Source organism: Lentzea sp. NPDC055074, from assembly GCF_053608005.1.
In genome coordinates this window covers 70,149-85,766 of sequence record NZ_JBSGUQ010000019.1, presented here as the reverse complement: position 1 = coordinate 85,766, position 15,618 = coordinate 70,149, and the positions used below count along the sequence as shown (strand labels likewise).

Below are 15,618 nucleotides of genomic sequence, written 5' to 3'. Positions count from 1 at the left end.
CACGTCGGAACCCCTACAGCGGAAGGAAAGCGTGCTCGGCACACGCGGAGACCTCGCCGGTCTCGATGTCGTAGAACCAGCCGTGGACGCGCAACGACCCCGCGGCGACCTTCTCGGCCACGAACGGGTACGCCAGCAGGACCTCCAGCTGGGCGCGCACGTGCTCCTGGCCTTCCGGGCGCATCGCCGGACCGGACGCCTGACGCGGCTGCCCGGGACGCAGCCAGCCGCGCATCGCGGGCAGGTGGTCGATGCCGCCACCGTTCAACGCGCCGACCGCACCGCAGTGCGAGTGGCCGCAGACGACGATCTCGCTGACGCCGAGCTGCAGCACCGCGAACTCGATCGTGGCCATCTCGCTGGACGGCGTGGTGAGCGAATAGGGCGGGATCACGTTGCCCGCGGTGCGGAGCTCGAACAACGAACCGGGCTCGGCGCCCGTGATCGCGGCCGTCACGATGCGCGAATCGGCGCACGTGATGAACATCGTGGTGGGTTGCTGACCTGCGGCGAGCCTGCGGCCGAGTGCGCGGGAACGCGACGCGGCGTGTGCGCGGGCATGCTGAACAAAGCGATGGAAGTCCATGGGAATCCCTCACTGCGTAGGAAAAGGTGTTCGGTTTCGATCGGGGAGAGAGGGACCGATCAGTTGCGGAACACCTGCAACGCGGGAGGTGTGCGCCAGACCACTATTGGTTCGGCGGAGGAGATGAGGGTGACACCGGCGACCGAGCGGGGCGGGAAGAACGCCACTTCGCTGGGCCTCGCGACGGTCGAGACGCGCAGCACCGTCGCGGCGGCGCTGAGGATGCGCAGCCGGCTCGGTTCGCGTTCCTCGCGCGGAGCTTCTTCCTTGGGGGCAGAGGTCTTCGACTTCGGCGGCGGCGCGCCGATCGACGCGGTCGACACGGCCGGGGTCAGCACCGCGCACAGGGCGACGACGACAGCCAGAAGAACACTGCGCATGCGGACACCCCCCGACTGAGTTGATCTACAGCTATCAGTTTCGCCCGAAGTGGACAACCTTCGCGATATACGAGACTGACTTCGCCCGCATCACACACAAGTTTCACCCGAAAGGGTTTCCGGTTTCACGGAAACGTACGTATGCGGAGAGTGGTCCTGCCGCGTTGGAGATGAGCCAATTAGTGGACAACCGGCCACCGATCCCTGCCAGTTCTGCACAATCGGTGACCGAATGCCAAAGGAGGCTGTCGTGGCGAGGGTTTTCATCAGCCACGCGACGCAGAATGTGGCGATCGCGACACAGATCCGTGACTGGCTCGACCACGACCACGAAACTTTCCTGGAAGTTCACCCCGATGACGGGATTCAGGTAGGTGAAGCGTGGCGCGAGCGTTTGCACCACGAGTTGCGCAAGGCCGATGCGGTCGTCTGCGTCGTCAGCGAGGCATCGGTCGTGTCGAGCTGGTGCACCGCCGAGGTCGCCATCGCGGACGCCCTGGGGTGCCTGCTGCTGCCCGTCCAGCTCGACGGCGTCATCCACCCGTTGATCGGGCACCTCAACCACATCCCGCACGCCACCGCCCGCACGCACCTCGAGAAGGCGCTGCGGCAGTTCGACGCCGGTGGCCGCAAGCTCGCGAAGGACCAGGAGCCGTTCCCCGGCCTGGACGCGTTCAGCACGGCGCTGAGCGCGGTGTTCTTCGGCCGTGACGCGGAGACCCGCGCGCTGGCCCGCAAGGTGCGCCGCGGTCCCGGTCTCCTCGCCGTCGTCGGCCCGTCCGGCTGCGGCAAGTCGTCGCTCGTGCGGGCCGGTCTGCTGGCCCAGCTCGCGGACGACCCGCGCTGGCTCGTCATGCCGCCGTGGTTGCCGGGCAACGACCCGTTCGACGCGCTCGCCCGCGCGGTCCGCAAGACCGCCGGACGCGTCGGCCTCGGCTGGACGCTCGCCGAGACCAAGGACCGGCTCGTCCTCGACGGGCTGCGCGGCGTCGCCCAGGAGCTCGTGGACGAGGACCGCAGGCTGCTGATCACGATCGACCAGGCCGAGGAGCTCTTCACCCGCTCCCCCGAGAAGGACCGCCAGGTCGTCGCGAACCTGCTCAGGGACGCGCTCGGGGACAACGTGCGGGTGATCCTCACGCTGCGGTCGGAGTTCCTCGACGAGCTCCGCAAGCTGCCCGAGCTCGGCGGCGTGCACCTCGGCGGCTACGTGCTGGCGCCGCTGGCGAGGGAGGTGCTCAACGTCGTGATCACCGGCCCGGCCCGCGTGGCCGGGCTCAAGGTGCACCCGGAGCTCGTCGCGCGGCTGGTCGAGGACACGGCGAGCGGCGAGGCGCTGCCGTTGCTCGCGTTCACGTTGCAGCACCTGGCGATGGGCGTGCCCCGCGGCGGCACGCTGTCCAGCGAACGGTACGAGCACCTCGGCGGCGTGCACGGCGCGCTGGCCCGCCACGCCGACGACGTGCTCGACAGCGCCGTCGCGGAGACCGGGATGGGCAAGGAGGACCTGCTCGCCCGGCTCGCGGCCCTCGCCACGCTCGACCACACCGGCAGGCCCACCCGCAAGCGCGTCAGCCTCGCCCAGCTCGACGAGAGGGCCCGCGACGCGCTCGAGGTGTTCGTCCGGCACCGCCTGCTCACCGCGAGCGGCGACCAGCAGGGCCGCTGGATCGGCGTGGCGCACGAGGCGTTGTTCACCGAGTGGTTGCCGCTGCGGGGCGCGATCGACGAACGGCAGACCGGCCTGCGTGCCGCCCAGTCCGTCGAGCTCGACGCCTCTCAGTGGATCGAGGGTGAACGCGCGGACCACCTGCTGCTCAACGAGGACACGTTCGCCGCCGTCTCACCGCTGGTGGCCGACGACGACCTCTCCCCCGACGCCCGCCGGTTCCTGACCGTGAGCCGCGGCAGAATCCTCGCGCTGCAATCAGAACGACGGCGCGAACGCAGGCGCACGATCAGCTGGCTGGCGGTGTTCCTGGTGGCGGCGATCGGCGCGGCGGGACTGGCGGCGGTCCAGTGGCACGTCGCCGGCGTCGAACGCGACCGGGCAACGGCGCGCGCGCTCGTCGTGCAGGCGCAGGTCGCGCGCGACTCCTCGCCACAGCTGGCGTTGCGGCTCGGTCTGGCCGCGCACTCGCTGGCGCCAGGCTCGGACACGAACGCCGAACTGGCCACCACGTTGCACAGGTCGTTCGGGGAGAGGTCGCCCGGGTCGTTCGCCCGTGCCTGCCAGGTCGCGTCCGGCGGCCTGAGCCGGGTCGAGTGGCAGCGGTACCTGCCGGAGCTCGCCTACCGCGACACCTGTGCGCCGGCTGGCGGGTGATGCCGGACCGAGCCCGCTCGTCCACTCGCACGAGCTCACCCCGGGAAAGGCGAACGCCCCGCGCGACGTCGTTGTCACGCGGGGCGTCATGCTGCTCTCCGCAGGTCGAACGCCGTTGTCAGACCACAGCGAGCGGAAGCTGGTTCGGGATGACGGGCGAAGGCAGGTTCGAGGAACCCGTGAGGAACCTGTCCACGGCGTTCGCCACGGACCGCCCCTCGGCGATCGCCCACACCACCAGGGAAGCGCCGCGGTGGGCGTCCCCGCAGACGAACACGCCGGGCGCGCTCGTCTGCCAGTCGGAGCCGCACGAGATAGTGCCGCGCTGGGTCAGCGAGATGCCCAGGTCGTCCAGGAGCCGCATGTGCTCGACGCCCTCGAAGCCGATCGCCAGCAGCACCATGTCCGCGGGCAGGACCTCGACCTCGTCGGTCAGCGGCACGACCGAACGGCGGCCGGACGAGTCCTTCTCGACGCGCACCTGCTGCAGTTCGATGAACCGCACGTGCCCGTCCTCGTCACCGACGAAGCGCTTGACCGCCACGGTGAAGCGGCGTTCGCCGGCCTCCTCGTGCGCGGGGTACGTGCGGAGGATGTGCGGCCACACCGGCCACGGCGAGCGGTCGTCGTCACGCACCGACGGCGGCATCGGGTACTGGTCGAGCTGCGTCACGGACAGCGCGCCCTCCCGGGTCGCGGTGCCGTAGCAGTCGGCGCCCGTGTCGCCACCACCGATGACGATGACGTGCTTGCCGTGGGCCGAGAACGACGACGGGCCGTCCCCCTCGACCGCGCGGTTCGCGGGGACCAGGTGGTCCATCGCGAGGTGCACACCCTTGAGCTCACGTCCCGGGGTCGTCTTGTCGTCACGACCGCGCAGCGCGCCCACGGCGAGCACGACCGAGTCGAACTCCGCCCGCAGCTGCTCGACGGTGACGTCGACGCCGACCTCGCAGCCCGTGACGAACTTCGTGCCCTCCTTGCGCAGCTGGGAGAGCCTGCGGTCGAGGACCTTCTTCTCCATCTTGAACTCGGGGATGCCGTACCGCAGCAGCCCGCCGAGGCGGTCGTCGCGTTCGTACACGACGACCTCGTGGCCCGCGCGGGTCAACTGCTGCGCGGCGGCGAGCCCGGCGGGACCGGAACCGACGACCGCGACGCGCTTGCCCGAGGACACCGTCGCCTGGGACGGCTGCACGTAGCCGTTCTCCCACGACATGTCCGCGATGGTCTCCTCGACGCGCTTGATCGCGACGGCGCCACCCGCGTCGTGCGAGATCGACAGCACGCAGGCGGCCTCACACGGCGCCGGGCACAACCGGCCCGTGAACTCCGGGAAGTTGTTGGTGGCGTGCAGGCGGTCCGAGGCGAGCTCCCAGTCGCCGCGGCGCACCAGGTCGTTCCACTCGGGGATGAGGTTCCCGAGCGGACAGCCCGCCGTTCCGCTGTGGCAGAAGGGAATGCCGCAGTCCATGCACCGCGTCGCCTGCGTGCGCACGGCGGCGTTGCGTTCGGCCGGCTCCTCGTGGAGGTAGACCTCGTTCCAGTCCTGCAAGCGTTCCGGCTTCGGACGCTTCGGCGCGTCGGAGCGGGTGTGCTTCATAAAACCCTGTGGATCAGCCACGAGACGCCTCCATGACAGCCGCGTCAACGTCCCGGCCTTCGGCGCGCGCGAGGCGCATGGCCTCGAGAACGCGCTGGTAGTCGCCGGGCATGACCTTCGTGAACGCACCGGCCCGACGGGTCCAGTCACCGAGCAGCGACGCGGCGACGGCGGAACCGGTCGCGTCGTGGTGCTTGGTGACCGCGTCCTTGAGCCAACGCAGGTCCTCGGCGCTGAGGCGCTGCAGATTCACCATCTCCTGGTTCACCGACAGGGGATCCAGGTCCAGCACGTACGCGATGCCGCCGGACATGCCGGCCGCGACGTTGCGCCCGGTCGGCCCGAGCACCACTGCCCGGCCGCCGGTCATGTACTCGAACGCGTGGTCGCCCACGCCCTCGGCCACCAGCAGCGCGCCGGAGTTGCGGACGCAGAAGCGTTCGCCGACCCGGCCGCGCAGGAAGACCTCACCGGAGGTCGCGCCGTAGCCGATCACGTTGCCCGCGATCACCTGCTGCTCGGCGCGGAACGGGGCGTCGTCGTGCGGCCGGACGATGATCCGCCCGCCGGACAGGCCCTTGCCGACGTAGTCGTTCGCGTCGCCGACCATCTCCAGCGTGATGCCGCGCGGCAGGAACGCGCCGAGCGACTGGCCGGCCGAGCCGGTCAGCTTCACGTGGATCGTGTCGTCCTCCAGGCCCTCGCCGCCGAAGCGGCGGGTGACCTCGGCGCCGAGCAGCGTGCCGACCGTGCGGTTGACGTTGCGGACCGGCAGTTCGAGGGTGACCTTGTGCGCGTCCTCCAGCGCCGCCTCGGCGAGCTGGATCAGCGTGCGGTCCAGGGCCTTGTCGAGGCCGTGGTCCTGGTCGCGGATCTTGCGCTTCGCCGTCGGGTACGGGGTCTCGGGCACCTCGAAGACGGGGTCCAGGTTCAGGCCCGCGGTCTTCCAGTGCTCGATCGCGTCGTCCTTGTCGAGCAGCTCCGCGTGACCGACGGCCTCGTCGATCGTGCGGAAACCGAGCTCGGCCAGGATCTCGCGGGCCTCCTGCGCGATGAACTCGAAGAAGTTCACGACGTGGTCGGCCTGACCGGTGTAGCGGGCGCGCAGGTCGGGGTTCTGCGTGGCGACGCCGACCGGGCACGTGTCCAGGTGGCAGACGCGCATCATCACGCAGCCCGCGACGATCAGCGGTGCCGTGGCGAAGCCGAACTCCTCGGCGCCGAGCAGGGCGGCGACCACGACGTCACGGCCGGTGCGCATCGCGCCGTCGACCTGGACGGTGATGCGGTCGCGCAACCCGTTGAGCAGCAACGTCTGCTGGGTCTCGGCCAGGCCGATCTCCCAGGGCGTTCCCGCGTGCTTCAGCGAGTTCATCGGCGAGGCACCGGTGCCGCCGTCGTAGCCCGAGATCAGCACGACGTCCGCGTGCGCCTTCGCCACACCGGCGGCGACGGTGCCGACGCCGATGGACGAGACGAGCTTCACGTGAACCCGCGCCTGCTCGTTCGCGTTCTTCAGATCGTGGATGAGTTGCGCCAGATCCTCGATCGAGTAGATGTCGTGGTGCGGCGGCGGCGAGATCAGACCGACACCCGGCGTGGAGTGCCGGGTGCGCGCGACCCACGGGTAGACCTTGAAGCCGGGCAGCTGACCACCCTCGCCGGGCTTGGCACCCTGCGCCATCTTGATCTGGATGTCCGTGGAGTTCACGAGGTACTCGCTCGTGACGCCGAACCGTCCACTCGCGACCTGCTTGACCGCGGAGCGGCGCTCCGGGTCGTACAGGCGCTCGCGGTCCTCGCCGCCCTCACCGCTGTTCGACCGGCCGCCGAGGCGGTTCATCGCGATGGCGAGGGTCTCGTGCGCCTCGGCCGAGATCGAGCCGTACGACATGGCGCCGGTGTTGAAGCGCTTGACGATCGAGCTGACGGGCTCGACCTCGTCGATCGGAATCGGCGTGCGGCCCTCGTTGCGGAACTTGAACAGCCCGCGCAACGTGCCGCCCTGCCGGGAGATGCGCTCGACCTCCGCCGTGTACTGGCGGAAGACCTCTTCCTTGCGCGTCTTCGTGGCGTGCTGCAGCAGGAACACCGTCTCCGGCGTGAACAGGTGCAGCTCGCCCTCGCGGCGGTACGAGTACTCGCCACCGACTTCGAGCCTGCGGTGCGCGCGGTCGGTCGGGTTGTCCGGGAAAGCGCGGCGGTGACGCACCGCGACCTCTTCGGCGAGCACGTCCAGGCCGGCGCCACCGAGCTTCGACTGCGTGCCGGTGAAGTACTCGTCGAGCAGGTCGTTCGACAGGCCGACGGCCTCGAAGATCTGCGCCGCGGTGTAGGCGCCGACCGTCGAGATGCCCATCTTCGACATGATCTTCAGAACGCCCTTGACGAGCGCCTTGACGTAGTTGCGCACGGCCTTGTGCGCGGGCACGCCGGTGATGGCGCCCTGGCTGATCAGGTCCTCGATCGTCTCGAACGCGAGGTACGGGTTGACCGCTGCGGCGCCGTAGCTCAGCAGGGCGGCGACGTGGTGGACCTCGCGGCAGTCACCGGACTCGACGACGAGCGCGACGCGCAGGCGTTCCTTGGTGCGCACCAGGTGGTGGTGCACCGAGGAGACGAGCAGCAGCGACGGGATCGGCGCCATGCGGTGGTCGGAGTCGCGGTCCGACAGCACCAGCGTGCGAGCGCCGTTCGCGATGGCCTCCGACGCCTCGCGACGCACGCGCTCGATCGCGGCCGTCAGCGCCTCGCCGCCACCGTCCACTTCGTACAGTCCGGACAGGACGGTGCAGGCGAAGCCCGGCAGGTCGCCGTCGTCGTTGATGTGGATGAGCTTGGCGAGCTCGTCGTTGTCGATGACCGGGTAGTCGAGCGTCACGTGGCGGCACGAGACCGGGCCGGGGTCGAGCAGGTTCTGCTCCGGGCCCATCACGCGCTTGACGGACGTGACGATCTCTTCGCGGATCGCGTCCAGCGGCGGGTTCGTGACCTGCGCGAAGTTCTGCACGAAGTAGTCGTAGAGCAGCCGGGAGCGCTGGCTGAGCGCCGCGACCGGGGTGTCCGTGCCCATCGAGGCCAGCGGCTCCATGCCCATGATCGACATGGGCGTGAGCAGGATCCGCAGCTCCTCCTCGGTGTAGCCGAAGGTGAGCTGGCGGCGCACGACGGACTCGTGGCTCTGCACGACGTGCTCGCGGTCCGACAGGTCGGCGAGGTCGAGCAGGCCGGCGTGCAGCCACTCGTCGTAGGGCGACTCCGAGGCGAGGCCCGACTTGAACTCCTCGTCGTCGACGATGCGGCCCTCGGCCGTGTCCACGAGGAACATGCGGCCGGGCTGCAGGCGGCCCTTCGCGACGACCTGGTCGGACGGCACGTCGAGCACACCGGTCTCGGACGCGAGGACGACGCGGCCGTCCGCGGTCTGCCACCAGCGGGCGGGGCGCAGGCCGTTGCGGTCGAGGACCGCGCCGACGAGCGTGCCGTCGGTGAACGTGACACAGGCCGGGCCGTCCCACGGTTCCATCAGCGACGCGTGGAACTGGTAGAACGCGCGGCGCTTCGGGTCCATCGTGGCGTGGTTCTCCCACGCCTCGGGGATCATCATCAGCACCGCGTGCGGAAGGCTGCGGCCGCCGAGGTGCAGCAGCTCCAGCACCTCGTCGAACGACGCCGAGTCCGAGCCGTCCGGGTTGCAGATCGGGAACAGCCGGGCGAGGTCGCCCGGGATGAGCTCGCTGTCCAGCAACGCCTCGCGGGCGCGCATGCGGTTGCGGTTGCCGCGGACGGTGTTGATCTCACCGTTGTGCGCGACGAACCGGAACGGGTGCGCGAGCGGCCACGACGGGAAGGTGTTCGTGGAGAAACGACTGTGCACCAACGCGATCGCCGTGAAGAGGCGCTCGTCGTGCAGGTCGGGGAAGAACGCCGGCAGCTGCGCGGTCGTCAGCATTCCCTTGTAGACGATCGTGCGCGCCGACAGCGATGGGAAGTAGACGCTGCCCTCGTGCTCCACGCGCTTGCGCAGGCAGAAGGCCAGGCGGTCCAGGGCGATCCCGGACTCCTCGCGGGTGCCCTTCACGAAGAGCTGCGCGAAGTGCGGCGCCACCGACATCGCGGTCGGGCCGACGTCGGCCTTCTCCGGGTCGGTCGGGACGTCACGCCAGCCGAGGACGACGAGGCCCTCCTGTTCCGCGATGCGCTCGATCTCCTGCATCGCGGTGGCGCGTTCTTCGGCTTCAAACGGCAGGAAGGCGATGCCCGCCGCGTACTGCCCGCGCTCGGGCAGGTCGAACTCGACGACAGCGCGCAGGAACTCGTCCGGCAGCTGCAGAAGAATGCCAGCACCGTCGCCCGACGTGGGCTCGGCGCCGGCGGCACCCCGGTGCTCCAGGTTCGCCAGCGCTGTCAGGGCATCGACGACGATGCCGTGGGAACGCCTGCCCTGGATGTCGGCCACCATGGCGACACCACAGGCGTCGCGCTCATCAGCCGGGTCGTAAAGACCCTGGGGGCCGGGGATGGCGGAGAAGATCACTTCGCAGACCTCCTTCGTCGTCCTCGCTAAAGAACAAAGTCCTCGTGCTCAGACCTCGAACCAACAGGTGGGAGCACGGGACGACGATGGCCCGCGTGTTGACGCGACTTTAACAGCCGCGAAACCCAGGGACACCCTCCAATGGGTGATCTAGGTCATGGATGTGTAACGATTCCCGGCTGAGGAACGACATTGCGGCCAACGTCGGCGTTCGTTACAACCGGGTAAGCGTAACCGAACGTTCAACTCGGGCCAGCCCGATGAGAGTTGCGCGACATTCCCGGTTTGCCACTGGTTGAGCCGGGTACTTCACCGTTCTTGCTGCTCAGACGCCTGCCGTCCCAGTTAGCGGACGCTCACGTCACCGGAACCCGGCCCTGCCGCACCGTCCATTCGGGCAGATCACGGTTGTTCCCCACCAAACGAGACCGAGGCCCCGTTCACCCCACGGCCGCATGTGGGGAGAGCGGGACCTCGGCATACATGGAGGTCTGAGGTCTCGTGGCCGGAGGCGGGGAAGAGCCGCCTCCGGCCACGGACGTTCTCAGTGGGCCGCGACCGGCTCCTTCTTGTCGTCCTCCGCGCCGGTCTGCTTCGAGAGCAGGTCGTCGACGTCGACGCTGTCGGGATCGTTGAGGACGCGGGTCAGCTGGTCCTTGTCGAGGGCCTTCTGCCAGGCGGCGACCACGAGCGACCCGACACCGTTGCCGATCACGTTGGTGATGGCGCGGGCCTCGGACATGAAGCGGTCGATGCCGACGATCAGCGCGATGCCGACCGCGGGGATGGCCGAGTGGGCCTCGAAGGCCTGCAGCGAGGCGGCCAGGGTGACGAGGCCGGCGCCGGTGACGCCCGCCGCGCCCTTCGACGCGATCAGCATGAAGAGCAGCAGGCCGATCTGGACGCCGATCGACACGTCGTGGCCCGTGGCCTGGGCGATGAAGATCGCGCCCATGGTCAGGTAGATGCAGGTGCCGTCGAGGTTGAACGAGTACCCGGTCGGGATCGTGAGGCCGACGACCGACTTCTGGGCGCCCGCCGCCTCCAGCTTGACCATCATGCGCGGCAGCACCGACTCGGAGGACGACGTGCCGAGGACGATCAGGATCTCGTCCTTGATGTAGCGCAGGAACTTGAAGAGGTTGAAGCCCGCGAACTTCGCCACGAGGCCGAGGACCACGATGACGAACAGGAGGCAGGTGGCGTAGAAGGAGCCCATCAGCCAGAGCAGCTTGCCCAGGACGCTGCCGCCGAACTTGCCGACGGTGTAGGCGATGCCGCCGAAGGCGCCGATCGGGGCGACGTACATGACGATCTTGATGATGCCGAACATCACCTTGGAGAGCGTCTCCATGGCGGAGACGACCTTGGCGCCGCGCTCACCCATGCCGGCGACCGCGACGGCCACGAGGATGGCGACCACGAGCACCTGGATCAGCTGACCGTCGGTGAACGCGCTGACGAACGACTTGGGTACGAGGCTCAGGATGAAGCCGGTGACACCGGTCTCCGCGGTCGAGGCGGACTTCAGCGTCGCGTCGGCCTGGCTCGCGTTGAGCGTGATCTCGCCGCCGTGGTGACCCGGCTGCACGATGTTCACGACGATGAGGCCGATGGCGAGCGCCACCGTGGTCATCGCGGTGAAGTAGAGGATCGTGCGGAGTGCGAGGCCACCCGCCTTGGCGAGGTTGCCGAGGCCCGCGATGCCCACGATGATCGTCGCGAAGATGGTCGGCGCGATGACGACCTTCACGAGGTTCACGAACAGGTCGGCGAGCCACTTCATCTCGGACGCCTGTTTGGGGAACAGGAAGCCGACGGCAGCGCCCAGAACGATGGAGACGAGCACCCAGAAGTAGAGGTGCTTGTAGATCGGTTTGCGCCCTGTGGTCGTGGTGGCCACTGTTCCTCCTTGAACTACGTGTTGGGTGAGAGAGTGAGCCGCGCCACCAGGCCCGACAAGCCGACGTGAGGAAACTTCAGACAGCCCTGACGTAACAGCTAGGCTTCGCTGGTGTCGCTCAGCCGTCGCACACTTCTGGTAGGGGCCGGCCTGGCTCTCGCGGGATGCACCCCGCGCAAGGTCGAGGCCCCTGCTGAGCTGGTGCTCGCCACCGGCCCGGAAGGCGCGGTGTTCCGCGAGGTCGGAGGGGCGCTGGCGGCCGCGCTGGCCGAGCAGCTGCCCGGCACCAAGGTCACCGCGATCCCCACGGCCGCGTCGGTGGAGAACCTCCAGTTGTTGCGATCGGGTGAGGCCCAGCTCGCGCTGTCCTCTTTGGACCCCATCGACGACCCGCAGAGCGTCCGCGCGGTCGGCCGGCTCTACGACAGCTTCATGCAGATCGCGGTCCCGGCGGCGTCCCCGATCCACACCTTCGGCGATCTCGCGGGCAAGCGCATCTCGTTGGGTCCCACGGGTTCGGGCACGGAGTTCACCGCCAAGCGGATGATCGAGTTCTTCGGCCTGTCCGCAATGGACGAACGCATGGCGCACGCAGAGGCGTCACGCCGGGTCGCGGACGGCACGCTGGACGCGATGCTGGCGTTGACGGGCATCCCGACGCCCGCGATCACCGACCTGCAGGGCGACGTGCGGCTGGTCAACATCCCGGACGAGGCGGTCCGGCTCGCGGAGAAGTACAAGGGCCCGTACATCCCGGCGACGATCCCCAGCACCACCTACGTGAACGTGCCGGCGAACCAGACGTTCGCGGTGCCGAACCTGCTGCTCGCCCGCGAGTCGCTGAGCGCGGACGTCGTGGAGGTCGTGACGCGCACGGTGTTCACCGAGACCGCGCGGATCGTGGAGGGGCACCCGGAGGCGTCGCGCATCAACGTCCGCACCGGCATCGCGACCGGGCTCGTGCCGCTGCACGACGGCGCTATGCGCTGGTTCCGTTCCGTGAAGCGCTGAGGGCGACCTTCACGTCCAGTCCGGGCGCGGCGTCGTGCAGGGTGAGCGTGCCGCCGGCCGACTCGATCAGCTCGGCGCAGATCGCGAGTCCCATGCCGGTGCCCGCGATGTTCTGGTGCTTGGTGGCGCGCCAGAACCGCTGCAGCGCGAGTTCGCGTTCCTCCGGGGTGAGGCCGTCGCCGTTGTCGACGACGTGCAGCTCACCGTGCTTGCCGGTGATCGTGACCTCGCTCGCGTTGGCGAGCCGGATGGCGTTGCTGACGAGCTCGTCGAGCACGCTGCCGAGGCCGCCGGGCGGTTCCTGCATCGTCAGGCCCGCCGGTACGTCGATCCTCAGCTCGACGCCGGACCTGGCGGCGAGCGCCTGCCAGGCCGCCCGGTGCGTCGTGAGGAGCTGGTCGATCTCGACGGGCTCGGTCTGCCGCGCGCTGTCGAGCCGGGTCGCGGCGAGCAGGGTGTCGAGCACGCGCCCCATCTCCTCGGCCTCCTCGACCGCGATCTGGTGCGCTTCCTTCGCGAGCTCGCCCTCGACGTGCGGTTCGAGGTTGTCCACGGCCAGCCGCAGGCTCGCCAGCGGGTTCCTCAGCTGGTGCGACGCGTCGGCGACGAACGCCTTCTGCCTGTTCAGGGCCTTGCCGACGACGTCGACCATGGTGTTGAAGCTCCGTGCGAGCCGTCGGAGCTCCTGGGGCCCGCCGACCTCGTCCGCCCGCACGTCGAGGTTGCCGGCGGCGACGGCGGCGGTGGCCTCGTCGAGCCTGCCGACCGGCCGGAGCACCCACCGCGACATCGGCCAGGCGGCGGCGACCACGGCCAGCATCGGCGCGAGCCCGGCCAGCGCCATCAGTCCCCACTGCCGCAGCACCTCGGTCCGCAGGCCGCGCGTCTGCGAGATGGTGACGACCGCCGCGACGACCTCGCTGTCGCGTCCGACCGGTTCGACGACGACCATCGGCCCGGTGCGCCACGGCCAGCCCGTGTACTCGGGCTCGGGCCGCACGCCCCCGTTCAACGCGGTGTTCAGGGCCTTCGTGACCTCGGGGTCGTTGCTGGGGTCGAAGCCCTGCCGGGACGCCAGCAGGATCCGCTTGTCGGCGCTGACGAGGGCGACGGGGATGTCGTAGAGGTTGTCGTAGCGCTGGATCTCCTGGCTGAGGGCTTCCAGCCGGTCCGACTGCAACGCGCTCTCGCCGAGGCTCGCGAACCGGCTCGCGTCGCCGAGGCGGTCGAGGTACGTCGTCTGCGTCTCGCGCTGCACGACCGCGGACGCCAAAGGGATGCCGAGCGCCGCGACCAGGGCGACGAGCAGCGGAACGGTGATGGCGAGCAGTCGGCGGAGCATCGGTGACGATTGTTCCGCACCGCTGCGCGAGTTGTCTTCCGGACGCTCGTCACGTGACGAGCCGGTAGCCCACTCCCCTGACCGTCTCGATCTTGACGTGGCCGCCGAGCTTGTTCCTGAGCGCGGCGATGTGCGTGTCCAGCGTCCGCGACGGCGCCTCCCAGTGCGCCTGCCACACCTGGTCCACGATGAAGTCGCGGCTCACCACCTCGCCCTTGCGGGCGGCGAGGAGCGCGAGCAGGTCGAACTCCTTGCGAGTCAACGAGAGCGGCTCACCGTCCAAAGTGGCGGCACGCGTCGAGGCGAGGATCCGCAGTGGACCGATCTGGACCGGCCCCTCCGCCTCCGGCTCCGCGCGGTGCGTGCGGGTCCTGCGGAGAACGGCCTCGATGCGGGCGAGGAGCTCGGACGTGCCGAACGGCTTCACCACGTAGTCGTCGGCTCCCGCGCGCAGCCCGAGCACGCGTTCGCGTTCCTCGCCGCGCGCGGTCACCGTGATGACGGCGGTGCCCGGACGGTGCCGCAGCTCGCGCAGCACGTCCAGGCCGTCACCGTCGGGCAGGCCGAGGTCGAGCAACACCACGTCGGCGGGCGCGGCACGCAGCGCGTCGGCGGCCGTGGCCACCCGATGCACCTCGTAACCCGCGTGCCGCAGCGCGGTCAGCAGGCCTCGGGCCACCCGGTCGTCATCCTCGACGACGAGCACGCGCACAGGTTCACTCCGGTTTGACGGACTCCGCCGGGGAGTCCTTCTTGTCCTTCTCGGCGGCGCCGTCCTCGCTCTCGTCGACGACGCTCTTGTCCTCGGCCACGTCCGCGACCTCGGCCGGTTCGTCCGCCGGCTCTGCGGTGCCCGTGCCCCGCAACGCGACGATGTCCTCGCGTTCACCGCGCGACCTGGCGATGACGAAGTACGCGACCGCCCCGAAGAACACGAGCGCCGACACGAACACGTTCACGCGCGTGCCGAGGATCAGCGTCGCCTCGTCGGTGCGCATGAGCTCGATCCAGAACCGACCGGCCGTGTAGCCCGCGACGTAGAGAGCGAACACCCGGCCGTGGCCGAGCCGGAACTTCCGGTCCGCCCACACGATCAGCAACGCGACGCCGACGTTCCACAGCAGCTCGTAGAGGAACGTCGGGTGCACGACCTGGATCGGCGTGTGGTCGATGGCGACACCCGCCAGCGCGTCCTCACGGCCCTCGGGCGTGACGCGGCGGTAGATCTCCAGGCCCCAGGGCAGCGTCGTGTCGCCGCCGTAGAGCTCCTGGTTGAAGTAGTTGCCGAGCCGCCCTATCGCCTGCGCCAGGACGATGCCGGGAGCCAGCGCGTCGGCCATCGCGGGCAACGGGATGCCCCGGCGCCGGCACCCGATCCACGCACCGACGGCACCGAGCGCGATGGCGCCCCAGATGCCGAGGCCACCGTTCCAGATCTCCAGCGCGTCGAGCGGGTTCTTGCCCGGCCCGAAGTACTTCTGGTTGTCGGTGATGACGTGGTACAGCCGACCGCCGACGAGACCGAACGGCACCGCCCACACGGCGATGTCGGTGACCTCGCCCTTGAGGCCGCCGCGAGCGATCCAGCGACGCTCACCCCACCAGATGGCGGCGATGATGCCGGCGATGATGCACAGCGCGTAGGCCCTGATGGGGAGAGGACCGAGGTGCCACACACCGCGGTCGGGACTCGGGATCGTGGCCAGAAGGGCGTCCAACACGGCGCCCACCGTACCGGTCGCGTTGTGAGCGCCTCGTGGGGACGCTCGATCGTTATCGAGCCCGAACGTTCCCGGACGAGGAAGCGGCAGGTCCCGGGATCGCCCAGCGCTGATCGAATCGCCACCGACCCCGAACGGTGCCCCGGCTGAGCCCGAACCCCCGATCTGAGCCCGGGCGGGCTCATGACCCCCGGTGGTTCGTGATCGCC

10 protein-coding genes are annotated in these 15,618 nt (G+C 69.6%); 2 read left to right on the top strand and 8 right to left on the bottom strand.

The window, feature by feature from the left end:
* Positions 1-13 precede the first annotated feature (13 nt).
* Both ACWF7A_RS34075 and ACWF7A_RS34070 read right to left on the bottom strand, forming a co-directional pair.
* Positions 14-586 carry a carbonic anhydrase gene (locus tag ACWF7A_RS34075; RefSeq protein ID WP_452254620.1) on the bottom strand — a complete coding sequence of 191 codons (573 nt, stop codon included), beginning with the start codon at positions 584-586 and terminating at the stop codon, positions 14-16.
* A 59-nt stretch (positions 587-645) separates the two neighbouring features.
* Complete coding sequence (locus ACWF7A_RS34070; RefSeq protein WP_452254619.1) at positions 646-966, bottom strand: hypothetical protein; 321 nt, start codon at positions 964-966, stop codon at positions 646-648.
* A gap of 250 nt (positions 967-1,216) precedes the next feature.
* Between ACWF7A_RS34070 and ACWF7A_RS34065 the strand changes: the two genes are divergently transcribed.
* Positions 1,217-3,292, top strand: coding sequence for a toll/interleukin-1 receptor domain-containing protein (locus ACWF7A_RS34065; RefSeq protein WP_452254618.1), 2,076 nt, complete (start codon positions 1,217-1,219; stop codon positions 3,290-3,292).
* Between the two features lie 118 nt (positions 3,293-3,410).
* Here the strand turns inward: ACWF7A_RS34065 and ACWF7A_RS34060 are convergent, their stop codons facing one another.
* The 3 genes from ACWF7A_RS34060 to dctA all read right to left on the bottom strand — a co-directional run bounded on the left by ACWF7A_RS34060 (position 3,411) and on the right by dctA (position 11,335).
* Positions 3,411-4,916 (bottom strand): glutamate synthase subunit beta, encoded by a 1,506-nt coding sequence (locus ACWF7A_RS34060; RefSeq protein WP_452254617.1) that lies wholly within the window; start codon positions 4,914-4,916, stop codon positions 3,411-3,413.
* Positions 4,909-9,432, bottom strand: a complete 4,524-nt coding sequence (gene gltB / locus ACWF7A_RS34055; protein ID WP_452254616.1) for a glutamate synthase large subunit — start codon at positions 9,430-9,432, stop codon at positions 4,909-4,911. The genes ACWF7A_RS34060 and gltB overlap by 8 nt, the downstream gene beginning before the upstream one ends.
* A 544-nt stretch (positions 9,433-9,976) precedes the next feature.
* On the bottom strand, positions 9,977-11,335 hold the full coding sequence (gene dctA / locus ACWF7A_RS34050) for a C4-dicarboxylate transporter DctA (RefSeq protein ID WP_452254615.1): 1,359 nt from the start codon (positions 11,333-11,335) through the stop codon (positions 9,977-9,979).
* Positions 11,336-11,446: 111 nt separating this feature from the next.
* Here dctA and ACWF7A_RS34045 point away from each other — a divergent pair, with 111 nt between their 5' ends.
* Positions 11,447-12,346: a TAXI family TRAP transporter solute-binding subunit gene (locus ACWF7A_RS34045; RefSeq protein ID WP_452254614.1), complete on the top strand. Its 900-nt coding sequence runs from the start codon at positions 11,447-11,449 to the stop codon at positions 12,344-12,346.
* Here ACWF7A_RS34045 and ACWF7A_RS34040 read toward each other — a convergent pair.
* The 3 genes from ACWF7A_RS34040 to lgt are packed head-to-tail and all read right to left on the bottom strand — an operon-like array spanning position 12,315 to position 15,406.
* On the bottom strand, positions 12,315-13,688 hold the full coding sequence (locus ACWF7A_RS34040) for an ATP-binding protein (RefSeq protein ID WP_452254613.1): 1,374 nt from the start codon (positions 13,686-13,688) through the stop codon (positions 12,315-12,317). The genes ACWF7A_RS34045 and ACWF7A_RS34040 overlap by 32 nt on opposite strands.
* Positions 13,689-13,737: 49 nt before the next feature.
* Positions 13,738-14,400, bottom strand: coding sequence for a response regulator transcription factor (locus tag ACWF7A_RS34035; RefSeq protein WP_452254612.1), 663 nt, complete (start codon positions 14,398-14,400; stop codon positions 13,738-13,740).
* Between the two features lie 4 nt (positions 14,401-14,404).
* Positions 14,405-15,406 (bottom strand): prolipoprotein diacylglyceryl transferase, encoded by a 1,002-nt coding sequence (gene lgt / locus ACWF7A_RS34030; RefSeq protein ID WP_452254718.1) that lies wholly within the window; start codon positions 15,404-15,406, stop codon positions 14,405-14,407.
* Positions 15,407-15,618: the final 212 nt, after the last annotated feature.

Bases quoted from the DNA above. Each gene is read 5' to 3' on its own strand.
- ACWF7A_RS34075 (WP_452254620.1), bottom strand. From the start codon at position 586: ATGGACTTCCATCGCTTTGTTCAGCATGCCCGCGCACACGCCGCGTCG.
- ACWF7A_RS34070 (WP_452254619.1), bottom strand. From the start codon at position 966: ATGCGCAGTGTTCTTCTGGCTGTCGTCGTCGCCCTGTGCGCGGTGCTG.
- ACWF7A_RS34040 (WP_452254613.1), bottom strand. From the start codon at position 13,688: ATGCTCCGCCGACTGCTCGCCATCACCGTTCCGCTGCTCGTCGCCCTG.